The organism is Williamsia deligens (genome assembly GCF_024171765.1).
Classification (GTDB): domain Bacteria; phylum Actinomycetota; class Actinomycetes; order Mycobacteriales; family Mycobacteriaceae; genus Williamsia_A; species Williamsia_A deligens.
On the sequence record NZ_JAMTCI010000001.1, the window covers coordinates 2,404,621 to 2,424,165 of the forward strand.

At 71.9% G+C, this 19,545-nt stretch carries 2 protein-coding genes; both read left to right on the forward strand.

Translation table 11 applies throughout. The features are described 5' to 3' along the window. The first annotated feature begins 8 nt into the window (after positions 1-8). Positions 9-17,762 (forward strand): non-ribosomal peptide synthetase, encoded by a 17,754-nt coding sequence (locus tag LX14_RS11340; RefSeq protein ID WP_253647300.1) that lies wholly within the window; start codon positions 9-11, stop codon positions 17,760-17,762. Beyond that, positions 17,759-19,537: a DUF4012 domain-containing protein gene (locus LX14_RS11345; protein ID WP_253647301.1), complete on the forward strand. Its 1,779-nt coding sequence runs from the start codon at positions 17,759-17,761 to the stop codon at positions 19,535-19,537. The genes LX14_RS11340 and LX14_RS11345 overlap by 4 nt, the downstream gene beginning before the upstream one ends. Positions 19,538-19,545 lie beyond the last annotated feature (8 nt).

A 19,545-nucleotide genomic window follows, 5' to 3' on the forward strand; every position in this document is an offset into this window, starting at 1 on the left:
TGCCGGGGATGCGGCGACTGGCGCTGACCCAGGCTCAACGAGCTCTGTGGGATCTGCACCTTGCGTCGGCTCAGGCGTCGGTCGCCGTCGCGTACTACCTGTCCCTGACCGGTCCGCTCGACACTGATCTCCTTGGTCAGGTCGGACGCGAGTACGTGGCTCGGCGGGCGACGCTGTTCCTGCGTTTCGAGGCCGGCGCCGAAGGCGTCGCGACGGTGCACGATCCGTCACTGGACGATTCGAACGTTGCGGTCGACTTCCGTGACGAGGCCGATCCGCTGGCCGCGGCGCGGGAGTGGATGGTTGCCGACGCGTCGGCACCGCTCGACCCCACGCGTGACCGGACTGCTTTGTTCGGGTTGCTGCGGGTCGCGGATGACCAGCACCTCATCTACATGCGAGGTCACCACTTGGTGGCCGACGGCGTTGCGGCCATGCAACTGCTCGATGAGTGGGGGCGCCTTTACACGGAGGCGGTCGAGGGGCGGGAACCGTCGTATCCGGCTCCCGAGGATTTCGGGCCGGCACTCGAGGCGGATGCGGCGTACCTGACGTCGACCCGTCGAGAGCGCGATCGCGACTACTGGCGGGAACAGCTGTCGGGTGTCCCGCCGCCTTCATCCCTGAGCCGACGGTCCGGCGACCTGTCGTCGCGGACGCATCAGATCAGCGGACTGATCCCGGCATCGACCGCCGAGCTGGTGCGTCAGGTCGAAGCCGAATACACGACCACGCTGCCGGCTGTCATCGGTACCGTGCTCACCATCTATCTCTCCCGGATGACCGGTCAACGCGACGTGCAGATCGCGCTGCCCGTCGCCGCGCGGACCGTTGCCGCCCTGCGGAAGACGCCACTGCCGGTGTCGAATGTCGTTCCCATCCGCACACAGCTCTCCGGCGACACCACTGTCGCTGACGCCCTGCGGGCAACGCAGTCCTCGATGCTCGGCGCCCTGCGCCACCAGCGCTACCGCTATGAGGACATCCGCGCCGACCTGGCCGCGGCCGGCACACCCGTCCCCGCGACGCCCGGTGTCACCGGCGCGATCCTCAACCTCATGCTCATCGAGCCGACCGTCCGCTTCGGCGACGCCACCGGCACCGTCCAGATCATCAGCACCGGCCCCATCGACGACCTCTCGGTCACCATCTACCCCCGCGTCACCGCCGACGGCACCCTCGCCACCCAGGTCGACCTCGACACCAACCCCCACCGCTACACCGCGGACGAGACGCGCACCCATCACGCCCGCCTCCTGCACCTCCTCGACGAGATGTGCCGGTCACTTCTGACCGACCCGGACAGCCACGTGGTCGACCTGGCGCTGCTCGACGATGACGAGCGAGCAGCCATACAGACGGTCACCGGACCGGCAGCGCCGGAACCCACGTCGCTGGCGACGCTGCTCGCCGAGAACGCACTGGAGTCGCCGTCGACGCCGGCGATCGAGGTCGGCGGGGCCATCGTGACCTACGGCGATCTGACGTCGACGAGTTCCCAGCCCGATGCGGTGATCGGGGGAGTGGCGACGGTCGAGCGGGGGCGGGGGATCGAGCAGAGCGTCGGCATCTGGGCGACCGCGCGCCGTCCGGAACCATTGCTGGTCCTCGACCCGGACCTGCCGCCGCAGCGCCGCGACCGGATCGTCGAGCTCGTCGGCACCGCGAACCTGCCTGTCGCGCAGGGGGCCGAGCATCCCGACGGCGCTGAGTACCTGGTCTTCACCTCGGGCACGACCGGCGAGCCGAAGGGTGTCGTCGTGCCGCATCGGGGGATCGCCGCGCTCGCGGCCGAATTCCGATCGAGGTTCGCCACCGACGAACCCGTTCGCGTCGCGCAGCTCGCCTCGCCGGCGTTCGACGCGACGATCCTCGAGCACATCCTGGCCGCGGCGCTAGGTGGCACCGTGATCCCGGCCCCCACAGGCGCGCTGTCCGGAGAGGCTCTCGCGCAGTACCTGAACGACAACCGGATCACGCACGCGCTCGTCACCCCGAGCGTCTTGGCCACCATCACCCCCGACGCCCTCGAGCCCGGCGTCCTCACCACCCTGATGACCGGTGGCGAGGCGCTGCCCGCCGGCCTCGCCGCGACGTGGGCGACCGGCCGCTCGATGCACAACCTCTACGGCCCCGCCGAGACCACCATCGTCGCGACCGCTGCACACATCACCGCCGACGAGAACGGTGAGGTGACGCCCACCATCGGCCGACCCATCACCGGCACGAGCGTCCACGTGCTCGACGCGCGGCTGCAGCCCGTACCCTTCGGCGCCCCCGGTGAGCTGTACGTCTCCGGACCGTCCCTCGCCCTCGGCTACCTCGGCGACACCACACAGACCGCGACACGCTTCGTCGCCGACCCTTACCTCCCCGGACAGCGGATGTACCGCACCGGTGACCTCGTCGCCTGGGACCACGACCTCACCGAACTGCTGTACCTCGGCCGCGCCGACGACCAGGTCCAGATCCGCGGCGTGCGAGTGGAACTCGAAGAAGTCGAGTCGACCGCCTCCCGGCACCCCGACGTCGATGCCGCCGCCGCGACCGTCGCCGACGACGCGCTGGCGCTCTACGTCGTCACGCAGTCACCCACGACGGTCCGCCCCGGGTTGCGTCGCCTGTTCGCCGAACGCCTGTCGCCCGCGATGTGGCCGTCGCGGATCGTCGCTGTCAACCACCTGCCGATCACCCCGACCGGCAAGGTCGATCGAGACGCGCTCGCATCGCTGACGACGCTGGATTCCGAGGCGCCGTACGCCGCGCCGTCGACCGCGGCCGAGCGGGCTGTCGCTGCGGTGGTGGCGGAGGTGTTGGGTGTCGACGAGCCTTCCCTCGCGGCGGACATCGTCGACCTCGGTGCGACGTCGTTGAACTCCACCGAGATCGCGACCGCTCTGGCCCGGCGGACCGGGTCCCCGGTGACGGTGCGGGACGTGCTCACGTCGGTGTCGTTGCAGGAGTTGGCTGCCCGGGTCGAGGCGGCGACGCCGGTGGTGGTCCCACCACGTACTGCGCGCCCGCCGGCGTCGCCGCAGCAGGCCGCCATGGTGGTCGCCGCGCGGATGGCGCCGGAGTCGACGGCGGAGGTACTGGTCGGATCGGTCACGCTGCGCGGGGCGGCCGGTGACGTCGTCGCCGCGCGGGAGGCGGTGGGCCACGTGGTGGCGCGTCACGAGATCCTGCGGACCGTCGTCCGCGTCGATCGAGACGGATCTCTATGGCAGGACGTCCGGCCCACCGACGAGGCTGTCGCCGCCATGCTCGTCGACGACGTGCTGCCCGACCCACACTCGGTGATCGACCCGACCTCGTCGATCCCCGCACGGCTGTCGGTGCGTGTGCACGGCGAGAACCTCGTCGTGGCGGTCGCGGTCCATCACGCCCTGGTCGACGACGCGTCCATCGAAGTGCTGGCTGCCGACCTGGCGGTTGCGTGGGCTGCTCGTCGCGACGGAGAGGCGCCGGAGTGGACCGACACCCCCGTGCAGTACGCGGACGCCGCGGCGATCATCGATGCGGCACTGGGGGAACCGGGCGATCCCGCTTCCCTGCGAGCGCAGCAACTCTCGTACTGGACGGAGACGCTGCGGGATCTCCCCGCCCGCCCGCGATGGCCCGGCACCACCGGGCAGCGGGATCTCGCCCATTCCGCGCAGCAGGTCTCGACCAGCGTGGCGCAAACAGAGATCACCCGGACGTACGCCGCTGCACATGCGGTGATCGCCGCGGTGACCGCGCGATTCACCGGCAGCCTCGACCTCACCCTCGCCACCGTCCACACCGGCCGCGACCTGCTGCCCGCCCGACCCGCGGTCGGGATGTTCGTGAACCCCGTCGCGATCCGCACCCAGCTGCAGCCGGGGATCACGTTCGACGACATGGTCACGCTGGTGGACGGTGCTGTGCGCGAGGCGCGTCTGCACGGCGACGTCCCCATCGCGGACGTCGCCCGGGCCGTCGAACCGACACGTGCGCCCACCACCGCGCCGCTGTCCGACGTGCTCATCAGCTACCGCGGCGTCGACCGCGCATCGGTCGTCGCCGCGCAGATGGGGCTCGCCGTCGACGTCCACCAGGAGCCGGCACGCGATCCCCGGGTCCCGCTGCAGTGGAACCTCGACCACCGGGCCGACGGACTTCGCATCTCACTCACCTATGACACCGCCGTTCTCGCTCCCGCGGCCGCGCAGGCGATGATCGACGCCGCCGCCCACGCGTTCGCGTCGGCGACCCCTGAATCGCTGCTGCATGAGTTGGTGCCGGGGCCAGCGGGTGCGCTGCCGCCGAGGGCCGCGGCCGGTGGGCGCACCGTCGTCGACGTGGTTCTGAAGACCGCGCGGTCGCGCGCGACGACGGCACTGGTCGACGGGGAGGTGCGGTACTCCTACACCGCCGTGGTGGACGCGGCCCGGGCCATCGGATCCGGGCTGGCCGCGTTCGGCGTCGGGGCGGGACATCGCGTCGCGGTCGCGCTGCCTCGCGGCGGGCGAGCGGTCATCGCGCAGCTCGGTGTCCAGATGACCGGCGCCGCCTACGTTCCCGTCGACATCACGCTGCCGCCGGCGCGCATCGCGGCCATCCTCGAGGACGCCGCGCCCGCGGTGGTGTTGGGAGCGCTCGATGGTCACCGGTCGGTGGGTCTCGACGATCTCGATGCCGATCCCGAGTGGCAACCCGTCCCGATACCCGCCGACGCCGAGGCGTACGTCATCTTCACGTCCGGGTCGACCGGACGTCCCAAGGGTGTGTCGGTCAGTCACCGGGCCGTCGTCGCGATGCTCGACGGGGTCGCCGAGAACTATTCGCCGACCGACGTGTTCAGCTGTGTCCACTCCCTCGCGTTCGACTTCTCGGTGTTCGAGGTCCTCGCCCCCTGGCGCGTGGGCGCGTCGGTGGTCCTCGCCGACGCCGACACCATCCGCGACCCGGCGGCCCTCTGGCGGTTCGTCCAGGACAACCGGATCACCGTGCTCTCCCAAACACCCCCGGCGTTCGAGGCGTTGGCGGCCGAGGCGATCCGCGTCGGCGAGGGCGTCACGGCGCTCGATCAGGTGGTGTTCGGTGGATCCGCGCTGCACTTCGACCGGTTGTGGCAGTTCGCCGCCACCGTGGGGAAGACAGTCGGGTTCACCAACATGTGGGGCATCACCGAAGGCGCGGTGCACGTCACCACGACGCCGGTGGCGGTGGTCTCGGAGCGACGGTCGCTGATCGGTGAGCCGTTGCCCGCCATGGCTATCGCCGTTCTCGACGTGACACTGCAGCCGGTACCCACCGGGGTGTGGGGTGAGCTGTACATCGCCGGAGCCCAACTCGCCGACGGCTACGTCGGGCCCACCGCACGCACGGCCGAGCGGTTCGTGGCCGCTGCGGGCGGCACCCGCATGTACCGCACCGGCGACATCGTGCGACGCACCCACGACGGTCAGCTCGAATACCTCGGGCGCGCAGACAGCCAGGTTCAGCTCCGCGGGTTCCGCGTCGAGCTCGCCGAGGTGGAGGCGGCCGTGCGCTCCGCGCCGGGGGTCGTCGACGCCGTGGTCTCTGTGCGCGACGGCTCTAGGGTCGACGGGGGAGTGCTGATCGCGTACGTCGTCGGAGATGTCGATCCGTCCGAGGTCCGTTCCGCCGCTGCGACAGTGATGCCGGCGTATGCGGTGCCGTCGCAGGTGACCGTGCTCGACGCAATCCCTCTGACGTCGTCGGGGAAAATCGACCGGACGGCGCTGCCTGCGCCCGGTGCTACTTCCGCGTCGGTGCTCAGCGGTGACGCGTCGGAGTTCCTGTCGACGGTCCGCACCGTGGTCGGCGGGGTGCTGGGGCGCGAGCCCGAGGCGGTCGACCCGTCCGGGTCGCTGCTCGATCTGGGCGCACATTCGTTGTCGTACATGCACATCGCCGTCGGGCTCGCGTCTGCGACGGGCCGCCAACCGGCGGTGCGGGACATCGTCGCCGCGCCGACGGTCGCCGCGCTCGCCGAGGTTCTCGCTGCGGCGCCGCCGATCGCAGCCGCGGCGCCTGCAGGCCCGGTGGAGTACACGCCGTCGGCACAGCAGCGCGGTCTGTGGTTCCTCCACCAGCTGGATCCGAACTCGACCGTCTACCACCTGCCGCTCCGCGTCGACCTCGATCCGGCTGTCGGGCTGTACGCGGTCCGCGCGGCCGCCGTCGACGTCATCGGCCGGCACGAGATCCTGCGAACCGTCCTCGTCGAGCAGTACGGGGCGCCGGTCGCGCGGGTGCTGCCGATCGCCGATGCGGCCGAACACGTCGACGCGGCCATCGTCGGGCGGCGAGTGGTCACCGCTGCCGAGCTCGACGCGGCTGTCGACGAGGCTGCCCGTGGACCTTTCGACCTCGCCGCCCCCGGCTGGCGGATGCACCTGTTCGACCTCGACTCCGGCGCAGCGCGGGTGCTGGTTCTCGTCGCGCATCACGCGGTCGCCGACGGGTGGTCGGTACAGATCCTCGGGGGTGACGTGCTCGCCGCGATCACCGCGCGGACCGCGGGCCGCGAGCCCGACTGGGCGGAGTCGGCCGAGGCCTACAGTGCGGTTGCCGCACGGGCGACCGCTGCTGGTGGGGTGTCGGCGGAGTCTGTCGCGTACTGGCGACAAGCGCTGGACGGTGCGCCGACGCAGCTGTCGCTGCCGCGTCCGGCGGCGAGCGCACCGCCGGGGCCGGAGCCGGCGAAACACCTCGAGGCGCCGCTCGCGCCGGGCGTGCGCGATCGGCTGGTCGCTGTCGCCGACGCGTGTGGCGTCACCCCGTTCCACGTCGTGCATGTCGCGCTGACGCAGGTGCTCGCGACCGTCACCGGCGACGAGGATGTCGTGGTCGGTGTGCCGACCGTCGGGCGTGACACCGCCACCGACTTCACCGCCGTCGGCATGTTCGTGCGGATGGCGGTGCTGCGGACACGCGTCGGCGTCGATGTGTCCCTGCGGGATGCGGTGGCCGCCAGCGCCGGCGGCCTGACCGACGCCACCGGGGAACATGCGATCGACTACGAGGACCTGGTGGCTGCGGTGGCGCCGGGCGCGGGTTCCGCCCGTCAGCCGTACCTGGATGTGATCGTCTCCTACGCCGAGGACCCCGGTTCGATGGTCGGCGTCGATGCGCTCGACGCGGAGTTGGTGCGGTCGGTGACGCCGATCCGCGTGCCGCATGCGCGGGTGCCGCTGGAGTTCACGGTCACCGACCGTGGCGCCGACGGCGTGGATGTGGTGCTCACCGTCGGCGTCGGGTCGGTGGATGTGTCTGCTGCCCAGCGCATCCTGGCCGACGTCGTCGCGGTACTGGGCTCGCTCGCCGACGGTGGCGCCGACGTGATCGTCGACGACGTGGTGCCGCGGGAGTCGTCGCCGGTGCTCGTGGGGCCGCCTGGGGCGGGCCGCATCGATCCGGTGATCGCGTTCCGGGACAGAGCGGCATCGACGCCGGGGGCTGTCGCGGTGGTGGACGGGGATCGGGCGGTCGATTACGCCGCGCTGCTGGCCACGGTGGATCAGTTCGTCGAATCGCTGGCCGCGTCCGGCGTCGGTGCCGGGACCCGGGTGATGCTGACCGGAGGGCGCTCTGCCGCGACCCTCGCGGTGTCGGTGGCCATCCACGAGCTGGGAGCGACGCTGGTCCCCGTCGACCCGTCCTATCCGGCGCGGCGCGTCGCGGAGATCCAGGACGCGGTGTGGCCGGCGGTCCCGGTGGTCGTCGAGGAGGACCACCCCGACGGGACGGTGTTCGGGGCGCGGGTGCTGACGTATGCGGCGATCGGGGTGGCGCAGGCCGAACCGCGGCCGATCTCCGACGATCTCCCGGCCTACATCATCCACACGTCGGGCTCGACCGGTGCGCCCAAAGGTGTTGTGGTCACACGGGGCAACCTGGCGTCGATGCTGTCGGCGACCCTGCCGCTCATCGACACAGGCCCCACTGATGTGTGGACGTGGAGCCACTCGCCGGCCTTCGACTTCTCCGTGTGGGAGACGTGGGGCGCGCTGACCACGGGCGGGACCGTCGTGGTGGTCGACGGGGACACGGCCCGCGACCCGTCGGTGCTGTCGGAGCTGATCGACCGCCGCGGCGTGACGGTGCTCAGTCAGACGCCGACTGCGTTCGCGCCGATCGCCGAGCGCGGCGAGGAACATCCGTCGCTGCGGTGGGTGGTGTTCGGTGGCGAGGCGCTGGCCCCGTCGACCCTGGCGCCATGGGCGGCCCGTCATCGGACCGCTCAGCTGCTGAACCTGTACGGGATCACCGAGACGACAGTGCATCTCACGCAGCAGGTCGTCGATGTCGACGACGTGCGCAGCGTGATCGGCGTACCGCTCGCCGGGATGACCGTGCGGGTGCTGGACGCGCGGTTGCGGCCCGTGCCCGTCGGTGCGCGCGGCGAGCTGTACGTCGTCGGGCCGCAGGTGTCGGCGGGATATCTCGGGCAGCCGGGTCTGACGTCCGAGCGGTTCGTCGCCGGGCCGGGCGGGCAGCGGATGTACCGGACGGGTGATCACGTGCGGCGCATCGACGACGAACGTCTCGAATACCTCGGCCGCACCGACGACCAGGTGCAGATCCGCGGGTTCCGCGTCGAACTCGGTGAAGTGGTCGCGGCGCTGCGTGCAGCGCCCGGGGTCGTCGACGCTCGTGTGGTGGTGCGACCCGGGCCTGTCGCCGGTGACGAGACGCTGATCGGGTTCGTCGTCGGCCCGGCCGTCGACGACGCTGCGGTGCGCGAATCCTGTGCGCGGGTGCTGCCGGCGCAGTCGGTGCCGGCCGTGGTCGTCGCGGTGGACGGGTGGCCGCTGACGCCGACCGGGAAGGTCGACACCGCGGCGTTGCTGCGGCTGGCCGAACGATCCGCCGCGCCCGGACGTTCGCTGACGCCGCAGGAACAGGTCGTCGCGGCCGTCGTCGCCGATCTCACCGGTACCGACCCCGCCGGGTTGGGCCCGGACTCCAGTTTCTTCGCGCTCGGCGGATCGTCGCTCACCGCAGCGCGTCTCGCCGCCGGCCTGTCGGACGTGGCGGGTGCGACGGTCACCGTGCGGGCGGTGTTCGAGAACCCGACCATCGCGATGCTGGCCGCGATCGTCGACGCCGGTCACGACGTCGGCGTGGTGCGCGTGCCCGGGCCGTCGCCGATGGCCCGGCCAGAGCGGCTGTCGTTGACACCGCAGCAGGAAGAGGTCTGGCTGCAGTGGAGTCTGCACCCCGACGACACGGGCTACCACCTCGTCGCGGCGGTTCCGTTGGACGACTCGATGGTGGAGGAATTGCGCGACAGCGAATCCCGCGCGGCGGTCGAGTCGCGGGTGCGCGACGTCATCGCCCGCCACGACGCACTGCGCACCCGCTATCCCGTCGACGTGCTGGGCCCGCGGCAGGAACTCGTCGACGTCGACGACATCGCGATCGACCTGACACCGCGGGCGACCGACGACGCTGTTGCGGTGGTGGCCGAGGTGCTTGCTCCGTTCGATCTGGCGGTCGCCCCGCCGTGGCGTATCCGCGTCGCCGACACCGGCAGCGGCGTGATCGTCGGTGCGGCGATCCACCACATCGCCGCGGACGGCCGATCGGTGGCGGTGCTGGAACGGGAGCTCGCGGCGCTGGCGTCGCGCGAAGGTGTCGAGGCATCACCGGTCGCAGTCGATTTCGCGTCGTACACGCAGTGGTACCGCTCGATGCTGGCCGCGCGGTCGGACGATCTGCACCGCTTCTGGCGGGGCGTGTTCGCCGAGCCGATCCGCCCGATCCGGTTGCCCGGGGTCGCGTCGACCGTCGGCGAACGCTCCGGTGAGCCGAGCGCGATCGCCGTTGCGGTGCTGGACGATCTGGACCATTTGCGGGACTGGGTGGTCCACCACCGCACGACCGTCTTCATCGCCGTGCACGCTGCACTCGCGTCGGTGATCGCGCGGCGGGGTGCGTCCGGCGATGTGGTCGTCGGGACCGCGACGTCCGGGCGCGTCGACGCGGCTGTCGCCGACACCGTCGGGATGTTCGCGCGGACCGTGCCGCTGCGTACGGAGATCGACGTCGACCGGCCGTTCGACGAGGTTGTCGCCGACGTCACCGCCGCGGACCTCGACGCGTTCGCCCACGCCGACCTCCCCGCCGCCGAGATCGCGGCCATCGCCGACCCCGATCGCAGCACCGCCGGTCGCGCATTGACCGCGATCGTCCTGTCGGATCTGATGACCGACCGGGAGGGGAGCACCGCGCTGGCGACCGACGTCGAGGCGCTCGCGCGGACCGGCCTCCTGCGGACGGTGTTCGGACTCGACTTCTCCGTCGCCGTCACCGACGGGACCCTGCGGATCGCTCTGGTCTACCGCCCGTCCACCGTCGACGAGGCTGTCGCGCAGGGGATGGTCGACGACGTCGTCCGGGTGCTGACCGCCGCTCTCTCGCACCCCGATGTGGTTGTCGGGGACGTGTTGGTCGCGTCAACCGCCCAGTCGACGTCTGTAACCGCCCACTCGACGTCTGTAAGCGCCCAGTCGACGTCTGTAAGCGCCCAGTCGACGGGGGTGGGGTCCGGGGGTGGCGCGGGGTCGGGGGTGGTGACGTTCGGGGGAGTGCTGGCGGCGACGGCGGCCGCATATCCCGATCGCGTCGCGCTGGTGGACGGGGACGAGTCGTTCACATACGCCGACCTCGACGCGCGGGCGCGGGCCATCGCGGCGGCACTGCGGGCACGAGGGGTGGGGCGCGGCGACATCGTCGCGACCCACGCGCCGCGGTCGACGTGGTCGGTGCTCGCCACCTGGGGGATCAGCTACGCGGGTGCCGCGTTCCTCGCGGTCAACCCCACCGACCCGCCTGCCCGTCGCGCCCGCGTCCTCGGAACCGCCGCGCCCGCGGTGGTGCTCACCGCGCCCGGGCATCCCGTCGACGACGTCGCCGAGGCGCTCGGATCCACCGTCGTCGTGCCGCTCGAGGACACCCCGGAGAGGGCGCCGACGGCCCGGGGGCCGATGGACCTGACCGCCGACGACCTCGCCTACGTCGTGTTCACCTCCGGCTCGACGGGCACTCCGAAGGGTGTGGCCGTCTCGCACCGGGGGATCGGGCCGCTGCTGGCGACGATGCGGGACGGCCTGCCGCTCAGCCCGGAGACGGTGCTGCTGCACAACTACGCGCCGTCCTTCGACGCGCACATCATCGAACTGCTGTTGGGCTTCTCGTCGGGTGGCACCGTGGTGATCTGCCCACCCGATGTCATCGGCGGCGACGCCATGCACGAGGTCATCGCCGCCCACGGGGTGAACACCGTCCTCTCGACGCCGGCGGTGCTGAGCACACTCGACCCCGATCGGATGCGGGACGTGTCGCTGATGACCGTCGGCGGCGAGGCGGTGCCGCAGCGCGCCGCCGCCCAGTGGTCGGCGGGGCGGCAACTCGTCAACTTCTACGGCCCCACCGAGACGACGATCGTCGTCACCACCGACCTCCACATGGACGACGGACCCGTCGACATCGGCGAGGCGGTCGCCGGGTCGCAGGCTGTGGTCCTCGACGGGCGACTGCGCGCCGTCCCCGACAACACCGTCGGCGAGCTCTACATCCGCGGTGCATCGCTGGCCCGCGGCTATCTCGGTCGCCCGGACCTCACCGCCGAGCGATTCGTCGCCGACCCCGCGCATCCCGGCGCGCGGATGTACCGCACCGGCGACCTGGTGCACCGCCGCGCCGACGGCACGCTGGTCACCCACGGCCGCACCGACACTCAGCTCGCTGTGCGCGGACTGCGCGTCGAACCGGCGGAGATCGACGCCGCGCTGGTCACCATCCCCGGTGTCCGGGACGCGGTCAGCGATCTGCAGGCAACACCGTCGGGCGCCGACGTCCTCGCCGCGTGGGTGGTGCCCGACGACACCGACCATCCGATCCACCCCGACGAGATCCGCCGCGCCGCCCGGGACCTGCTGCCCCGCGGGATGGTCCCGACACTCATCACCGTCCTCGACGACCTGCCCCGCACCGCCAACGGCAAACTCGACCGTCGCGCGCTGCCGGCACCGGACATGCCGCCCGGCCGCCCCGCACAGACACCGACGGAGCTGGCGATCGTCGCCGTGTGGTCCGAGATCATCGGTGTGGACGCCGAGACCATCGACACCGCATCGGATTTCTTCTCCCTCGGCGGGTCGTCGTTCACGGCGACGCGGGTCGTGGGGCGCCTGCGCGAGACCACCGGACGGGACGTGACCGTCCGGCAGGTCTTCGACGCGCGCACCGTCGCCGAGTTGGCCGCCGACCTCGACGCGATGGAACCGTCCGACGCGCGCGGTGTCCGGCCGGTGCACCTGCCGACCCCGGCGAGCGTGCCGCTCGCGTTCCCGCAACGGCGTATGTGGTTCCTGAACCGCCTCGACCCGGAGTCCACCGCCTACACGGTGCCCGTCGTCGCGCGCATCGTCGGACCCGCCGACCCGGACCGCATCCGACGCGCGCTGCGCCGTCTCGCCGTGCGCCACGAGAGCCTGCGCACGGTCTACCCCGACACCCCTGACGGGCCGCGTCAGGTGGTGCTCGCACCCGACGACGTCGCGATGCCCGAGGTGGCGCGTGTCGACGTTGCTGAGGCCGATCAGGTTGTGCGGCAGATCATCACCGCGCCGATCGACCTGACGACGTCGACGGCGTTCCGCGCTGTTCTCGTCGAGGTCGCCGGTTCCGGCGACGCGGACTGGTTGCTGGTGGCGGTGATGCACCACGTCGCGGTCGACGGGTTCTCGCTGCGGACGCTCCTGGCCGACCTCGCCACCGCCTACACCGACGACGCCGACCTCCCCGCGCCGGAGCTCACCTACATCGACGTGACGCGGTGGCAGCTCGGTCGCCTCGGTGACCCCGACGACCCCGATTCCACCTATGCGCGGCAACTCCGCTTCTGGCGGCAGACACTCGCCGGCCTCGGTGAGCCCCAGCGTCTTCCGGGACACGACGAGTCGGCCGTCGGCGAGGGCGGTCGGGTGGCCGTCGTGCTGCCCGACGACGTGACGCGGGCCGTCGACGCCCTCGCCCAGCGTGTGGGCGCGACCACCTTCCACGCCGTCCACGCGGCGGTCGCGACCGTGCTCGCGCGGTGGACCGGGACGTCGGACGTGGTCGTTGCCGCACCGGTCCTCGGACGACCCGACCCGGCGATGGAGCCCGTGGTCGGGATGTTCGTCAACACCGTCGCCCTGCGCACCGCGATCGATCCCGCGGCGAGCGCCGAGGACGTCCTGGCCGCGGTCCGCGACGCCGACCTGACCGCGATGGCGAACGACGGCGTCCCCTACGACGCTGTCGCCCGCGCTGTCCGGCCCGACCACTGCGGCCGCCACGACCCGTTGGTGTCGGTGCTGGTGGTGCAGCAGGAGGCCCGCGCGGTGCTCGACCCCTCGCTGCTCGTCGGGGGCATCCCGCTGGGCGACAGCCGGATCGAGCCGATCGCCGAGGTCGACGAACTGGTGGCCGCGAAGTTCGACGTCGAGGTGGTCGTCGGACCCGACCCGACCGGTGCCCTGCAGCTGATCGTCCTGCACGCACCGGCCGTGCCCGTGACCACCGCGCGGGCACTCGCCGAGCAGGTCGTCGCCCTGCTGACCGCCGCCGCGACCGATCCGTCCTCGCCGTTCCCGGTGATCGAGGACGGGCTGACGGCTGTGCCCGTGCACCCCGCCTCCGCAGTGGAGTCCGTGACCGAACCGGCGTTGCCCGGCATCGACATCCCCGTCGTACGAGCGGTGTTCGCCGAGGTCCTGGGCACCGGCGTCGACGAGATCGGCCCCGACGACGACTTGTTCGCACTCGGTGGCACGTCGCTGTCGACGACGCAGGTGGTCTCGGCCCTGGCGCGCCGGACCGGCCGGCGTCTCGCGGTGGCCGAGGTGTTCGCGCACCCCACCGCCGCGGCCCTCGCGGCCAGCGTGGCCGGTGCACCCGACACCGAGGGTGGTTCCCTGGCCTCGGCGCTCGCGACCGTGATCGCCCGCGGACCGGTGCACGGCCGGGTCCCGCTGAGCACCGCGCAGCGACGGATCTGGTTCGCCGACCGGATGGCGCGCGGACGGTCCGACGTCGCGATGTACGCGGTGCCGGTGTTAATTCCGCTCGCCGACGACATCTCCGATGCGCGCGTGCAGGCCGCGGTGCACGCCGTCGTCGACCGGCATGCGCCTCTGCGGACGACGTACCCGATCGTCGACGGCGACCCCTATCAGGTTGTGCTCCGGTCGTTCCGGCCCGATGTGCGCGTCGTCGACCTGGGCGATGTGACCTGGGCGCAGGCGCTGGCCTCCCCGCCGCCGGAACTCGTCGCGCACCTGACCGCACCGTTCGACTTGTCCGCCGATCCGCCGGTGCGAGCGGTCTCGATCCGCGCCGCCGACGGCCGCGTCCTGCTGATGGTGGTGCACCACATCGCCCTCGACGGTCAGTCGGTCGGCATCCTGTCGTCCGATCTCGCCGAGGCTCTGTCCGGGCGGTGGCTCGCTCCGCTCGACGTGACGTACGCGCAGTGGTCGATGGCGGAAGCCGCTGTGCCGGCGGCGATACGCGCCACGGACCGGGCCCGGGTGCTGTCCGCACTCGAGGGATACCCGGGTGTGCTGGACCTGCCCACCGATCGCCCGCGGACCGCGTCCCGGTCGTTGGCCACCGCGTCGACGCGGCTGTCCCCCGATGCCGCTGTGGTCGACGCGATTCCGGCTCGCGCCCGCGCCGCGGGGGTGACGCCGTTCCACCTGTGGCACGGGGCATTGGTCCTGGCGCTCGCCGGTGCGGCCGACACCGACGATGTCGCCGTCGGGACGCCCGTGTCGGTGCGATCGGTGCCGGAGATCGCCCCGGTCGCCGGGATGTTCGTCTCCACCGCCGTGCTGCGGACCCGCGTCACCCCGACCGACGTCGACACCTTCCTGTCCCGCATCCGTGACGTCGACACCGAGGCGATCGGATCGACGCTGGTCGGCTTCGACGAGATCGTCGCCGCGGTCCGGCCACCCCGGGACCCGGGTCGGCATCCGCTGGTCCAGGTACTGCTCTCGCAGACCCCTGATGTGCTGCCGGCGCTGCCGATCGGGCTGCCCGACGGCGATGACATCAGCGCCCCCTCGGAGTTCGACCTGCAGTTCACCGTCGCGCCCGACGGGTCGGTGATCGTCACCCGCGCGACCGACCTGTTCGACGAGCAGACCGCGGTCGCCCTGGGCGAGCGGTGGTTGCGGGCGCTGACCGCGATGGTCACCGCACCCGCGGCGATGCCAGTCGACGCGATCGACCTGCGCAGCCCGGCGGAGGTGGCGCGCGACGCCGTCGACCGGTCGGTCCTCGCGATGCGCCCGCCGACGACCCTGCAGGACGTGTTCGCCCACGCGACAACGTCGTTCGTGGAGGAGGTCGCCGTGGATGACGGTGCTGTCGCGCTGACCTACGCCGACCTGGACCGACGGTCGGCGGCGATGGCGTCCCGGTTGCTCGACGCCGGGGTGCACGCCGGGGACCGCGTCGCGATGATGCTGCCCCGATCGGTCGAGTCGGTGATCGCGACGTGGGCGGTGGTGCGGACCGGCGCGGTGCTGGTGCCCGTCGACCCGTACTACCCGGCCGAGCGCGTCGCACGGATGCTGACCATCGCCGACGCACGGGTCGCCGTCGTGGGTGCGTTTGCCGGCGATGTGCCTGTCGCCGGGGGGATCCGGACCGTCGAGGTGGATCCGGTGGGCGAGGACCTCGGTGAGGTGGAGGCCGTCGACTGGGCCAGGCCGCTCGTCGACGCCCCCGCCTACGTCATCTTCACCTCGGGTAGCACCGGGCTCCCGAACGCGGTCACCGTGACCCACCGCGGCCTGTCGTTGTTCGCCGATCCGATCGAGTCCGGTCTGACCTCGGAGGATCGCGTGGCCCACCACTCGTCGCCGAGCTTCGACGCGGCGGTGTTCGAGCTCGTGCGGGCGGCCGGTTCCGGTGCGCGGCTGTCGGTGATCGCGCCGGACCGGGTCGGCGGCGAGGCCGGCACCGCCGAACTCGCCCGACTCGGCGCGACCACCCTGTTCACCTCGCCGACGGTGCTCGCGACGCTGGACCCCGCCCGCCTGCCCGCGCTGCGACTGGTGGAGGTGGGTGGCGAGGCCGTGCCCCGGGATATTGTGCAGCGCTGGGCCATCGGGCGTGACATCGCGACCGTGTACGGGCCGACCGAGTCCACCATCATGGTGCTCTGGGATCGAACTGATGCGGATCTCGCCCCTGGCCCCATGCTCGGGCGCCAGGCCGACAGCGTCGGCATCGCCGTCCTCGACCGACGTCTGCGCCCGGTACCCGACGGCTGTGTCGGCGAGCTCTACCTGCTGGGTCCCGCTCTCGCGCAGGGCTACATCGACGCCGCGCTCACCGCGTCGCGGTTCGTCGCCGCCGACGACGGCGCCCGGATGTACCGCACCGGCGACCTGGTGCGTCGCACACCGGTGGGGTTGGCGTTCGCAGGGCGCGCAGACCAGCAGGTCCAGATCCGGGGTGTGCGCGTCGAACCCGCCGAGGTCGACGCCGCAGCCATCGCCGCCGGGGCCCGACGGGCGACGACCCTCGCCGTCGCCGGACCGTCCGGCGACACGCTGGTGACCTACGCCGTCAGCGACCTCTCGGGGGACGTTCTACGGTCCGCGATGGGCCTGTCGTTGCCGGCGCACCTGGTGCCCGCCCAGGTGATCGTCGTCGACGAGCTGCCGGTCACGCCCGTCGGCAAGCTCGACGTCGCCGCGCTGCCCGCGCCGCAGTGGGGTGGCGGGGGAGCGGTGCCGCGGACGCCGACCGAAGAGACGGTGCTGTCGGTGTTCCGCAGCGTGATCGGCGACGACTCGATCGGTGTCGACGACGAGTTCTTCGCCGTGGGTGGCACGTCGCTGCAGTTGATCCCGCTGGTCGGGGCGTTGCGCGAGGCTGTCGGTGCCGAGGTGGCCCTGGAGTCGGTGGTGGCCCATCCGACCCCGGCGGCGTTGGCCGCGGAGATCGACGCGGGGGCTGCGGGATCCCGGCCCGAGTTCGCCCCTGAGATCGCCGACCTGCTGCAGCACGTCATCCCCCTCGCCGAGGGGGCGGATCCGCTGTGGCTGGTCCACCCGGCGAGTGGTCTGGCGTCGATGTACCGGCCGTTGGCCGAGGCTGTCGGTGGTGGTGTGCTCGGGATGCAACTGCCCGATCTCCTCGACCCGACGCCGACGTCGCCCTCGACCGTCGACGACCTCGCCGCCCGCCACCTCGACGCCGTCCGCGAGCGACAACCTCACGGCCCGTACCGGTTCGGTGGATGGTCGGTGGGCGGGCAGATCGCGCACCGCATGGCGCAGCTCGCGGTCACCGCCGGTGAGACCGTCGCGCTGCTGGTCCTGCTCGACGCGCTGGTCGGCGTCGACGTCGCCGCAGCGGGCGACGACGTCGTCGGGATCGACCCCGCGACCGCCGAGGCCCTGCGTGCCGCCGACGCGGCCCGGTTCGCCGCCTACACCGCGCGGATCGACGCGATCGCGCGATCGGCGGCGGCCTTCGACCCGCAACCGATCGCCGTCGACCACACGGTGCTCGTGGTCGCGTCCGACACCACCGACGAGGCGGCCGATCACTGGCGGTCCGGTGTCGTCGGGCGCGTCACCGCCGTCCGTGTCGACGCGGACCACGCCGATCTCGGTGAGCCCGCGACGATGCGGGCGATCGGTGAGATGCTCGCAGTCCAGACAGCGCCCCCCGGCGCCGACGAGGGAGACCGATGACCACGCAGACCGTGACCACGCGACCACGTCGCCGTCGTCGCACCGTCCTCATCGTCGTCGCCGTGGTGCTGCTCATCGTCGTGATCGCACTGGCCTGGATCGCCTACCGCGCCGTGTCGGCCAAGAGTGACCTGGAGACCGCCCGCACGCAGGCGTCCGCGGCCCGCAGCGCCGTGCTGAACGGCGACGTGGGTCGCGCGCAGCAGGCGGCGTCGGCGGCGGAGTCCGCGGCGTCGAGCGCGCACTCCGCCACCCACGACCCCGTGTGGTCGGTGGCGGCCGCGATCCCGTTCCTCGGGTCGCCGCTGAAGTCGGTCGCCGACATCTCCGACGTCGTCTCCGATCTGTCCGGCGAGGTGCTCAAGCCGATCGCGTCGCTGGCCACCACCCTCGACCCCAGCCGACTGCGCACCGGGGACAAGGGGATCGACACCACACTGCTGCAGCAGAACCAGCAGCAGCTCGGTCGGATCGCCGACGCCGCCGAGCGCATCGACGCCCGCGCCGCGTCGATCGACGGGTCCTGGCTGGGCCAGGTGTCCGACGCACGAACGCAACTCGCGTCGCAGACCCAGAAGACGAGCCGCTTCATCCGCGGCACCGACACCGCTGCGCAGCTGCTGCCGCCGATGCTCGGCCAGGACCAGACCCGCCGCTACTTCTTCGCGTTCCAGACCCCCGCCGAATCCCGGTCCACCGGCGGACTTCTCGGCGCCTATGGCGTGATCAGCGCCCGCGACGGTCGGGTCAACGTCGACAATCTCGGAGCGAACACGACGCTGCGCGCGCCGAGTCGGCCGATCGACCTGGGTGACGACTACACGCTGAACTACGGGATCAACCGCCCCTACACCGATTCCCGGAACAGCAACGTCAGCCCGCATTTTCCCTACGCGGCGCAGATCTGGATGTCGATGTGGCAGCAGCAGTCCGGGGAACGTCTCGACGGTGCTCTGGCCACCGACCCGATCGCGTTGAGCTACCTCCTCAAGGCCACCGGGCCGATCAGGCTCGACGACGGGGAACAGATCACCGGTGACACCGTCGTCCCGATCACGCTGTCCACGTCGTATCAGCGGTTCGGCGGCGACAACCCCGCCCGCAAGGCGTACCTGCAGGAGATCGCGGCGAAGGCCATCTCGACGGTCACCACCGCCCGCGGCAACACCGGCGGCGTCCTCGAGGCGCTCGGGCGCGCGGTGCACGAGCGGCGCCTGATGATCTACAGCACCCGCCCGGACGAGCAGGCGCTGCTCGAGAAGTCGGGTCTCGCGCACGAGGTGGTGCAGACGTCGGCGCCGTACGCCGAGGTGTCCATCGGGAACCTGGCGGGCAACAAGATCGACTACTACCTCAAGCGGTCCATCACCTACAGCGCGCCCGCGTGCACCGGTTCCACCCGTGAGACCACGGTGACCGTGAAGATGACGAACACGGTGAAGGACCTGTCGTTGCCTGCGTACGTGATCGGTGGACTGGGCAACCCGGACAAGCGGATCGTCCCGGGCACGAACTACGCGAACGTCACGCTGAACGGCACGAACGGGTCGGTGTTGAAGAGCGTCACCGTCGACGGCCAGCCGACGATCTACAGCAGTGGAACCGAACTCGGCCACCTGCACGCCACCGCGCAGGTGCGGGTGAAGCCGGGTGCCACCGGGACGGTGGTGTTCACCCTCGTCGAACCCACCTCCGCCGCAGGCGATCCCGTCGTCCCCGTCCAACCCCTCATCGACACGCCCGACGTCCGCGTCGATGTCCCGCGGTGCAAGTGATCGGGTGA